Below are 1796 nucleotides of genomic sequence, written 5' to 3'. Positions count from 1 at the left end.
TCAAGCAAGTTATCAAATGTATTTAAAAATGAAACATGAATGTGAGAAATTTAAAAGTGCGTAACTTCAGTTAATAATGCGAAAATATTCGAGCAAAAACATGGCGGAAAGCTTGTTCAGTTTAAAGATATTACACAGCAAGTTGTGCAAAATTCAATTGATCTGATGCAAAGTGATCCACAACGATATGGTCCAATGATGCACAAAAAACATAAAAATAATTAGTAAAAGACAAAAAGTGTACAAGATGATTCTTGTTAACAGGTATGGGCTTTGTAGGAAATTTTACTATCTATTGCTCATAGCGCTTATGTTAAGTTTGTTATGTATTCATCGTATTTATGCTGACACATTTCACGTTGATAAAAGTGATGATAAGGGGCTAGAAATAGCACTTAAAAAAGCTCAAAATGGCGACGTAATTGTGCTTAATGGTGGGAAATATGAAGGCAACTTTACATTGACTAAATCAATTGATTTAGTTGGTAAAAATATGCCGATGATAAGTGCAATTGAGGATAAGCCAATTCTTAGCATTCACAATGCAACATTTAAAATACATGGTGTTGAATTTATCGGTAAACTCAATAGCAATACAAACAATAGCTGTATTGATGTTAAGGATGGTAGTATTACTTTTTTCAATAACGCACTTAGAGATTGCTCTGTTGGTATGGTACTGAAAAATACTTGGGACAATTGGATTAAAAACAATGTTTTTATTGCGGATGATAGATCAAATTTATCCTTAAGAGGAGAGGTTGTTAAAATACTATCAACACATGATAGCTCGATTGAAGATAATCTTTTAAGTTATGGCGGAGATGCCATTTATATCGAAGATTCTTACAATGTTCATCTGAATAATAACACGATTCACCATGCACGCTTTGGTTTCCATGTAATGAATAGTCAAAATCTTACTATAGACAACAATGCCGTTTATAATGCTTCGGTTGCGATGAATTTAATGTATTCAAAACGTTTAATGATAAAAAACAACATCGCTAAGCATAACAATATACATGGATATGTGTTGCGTGAAATTAGTCAGTCAACCTTTTTTGATAATCTTGCGGATACAAACGAAGATGGGATTGTGTTAAGTGCAAGTCATGATAATGTGATTCATAATAATGAGATCATCAATAATACTTATGGTGCAATCATAAGCTTCGGCAGTGTTAATAATCGTGTCTATAACAATAATTTTATTAATAATCGCTTAGAGGTCAAATATGGTAATTTTAAAAATACTTATTGGGGCTATAAAGGGCGTGGTAATTATTGGTCAAGTTATCGCTGTTATGGTAATTGTCGTGGCGCAACAGGCCCAAGTCCTTATTATGTTAATAATTTAGCGCAATGGCTTAGTTTTTCTTACCCTATTTTGCATGTGATATTTGATAGCCCTATTATGAAAGTTTTACAAGGTATTGAAAATATGTTCCCAGTATTACAAAGTAACTCACTTATCGATAAGTATCCACTAACCAAACGAGTTTCTCGTGATGTGTAACGGATTAAAACTAGAAAATGTAAGCTTTGCTTATCATAGAAAACAAAGTATTTTGAAAGATGTTAGCTTAACTTTAAATTCAGGAAAAATCACAGCACTTGTTGGTGAAAATGGTTGTGGTAAAACGACATTAATTAAGCTGATTACAGGTGTTTTACCCCCTCAGTCAGGTGGTATTTTTTATGATGGTCAATGCTTAACTGAAGTTTAGAGTTTCAGAGTATTTTTTATTGTGTGGGGATTTTTAAATCGACTTATGGCATGGTGATTGGCAGGC

General features: G+C 32.6%; 2 protein-coding genes. Both read left to right on the top strand.

All coding sequences use genetic code 11. The features are described from left to right. Positions 1–310 precede the first annotated feature (310 nt). Positions 311–1519 carry a NosD domain-containing protein gene (locus tag ACTS4L_RS11225; protein WP_440652061.1) on the top strand — a complete coding sequence of 403 codons (1209 nt, stop codon included), beginning with the start codon at positions 311–313 and terminating at the stop codon, positions 1517–1519. Beyond that, complete coding sequence (locus ACTS4L_RS11220) at positions 1512–1730, top strand: ATP-binding cassette domain-containing protein (RefSeq protein WP_440617389.1); 219 nt, start codon at positions 1512–1514, stop codon at positions 1728–1730. The genes ACTS4L_RS11225 and ACTS4L_RS11220 overlap by 8 nt, the downstream gene beginning before the upstream one ends. Positions 1731–1796: the final 66 nt, after the last annotated feature.

This window comes from Cysteiniphilum sp. 19S12-1 (assembly GCF_052030685.1).
Classification (GTDB): Bacteria; Pseudomonadota; Gammaproteobacteria; order Francisellales; family Francisellaceae; genus Caedibacter.
The sequence above is the reverse complement of the archived record's forward strand: the minus strand, read 5'-3'. Positions and strand labels throughout refer to the sequence as shown.

Excerpts from the sequence above, each read along its gene's own strand:
- ACTS4L_RS11225 (WP_440652061.1), top strand. The coding sequence starts at position 311 with ATGTTAAGTTTGTTATGTATTCATCGTATTTATGCTGACACATTTCAC.
- ACTS4L_RS11220 (WP_440617389.1), top strand. The coding sequence starts at position 1,512 with ATGTGTAACGGATTAAAACTAGAAAATGTAAGCTTTGCTTATCATAGA.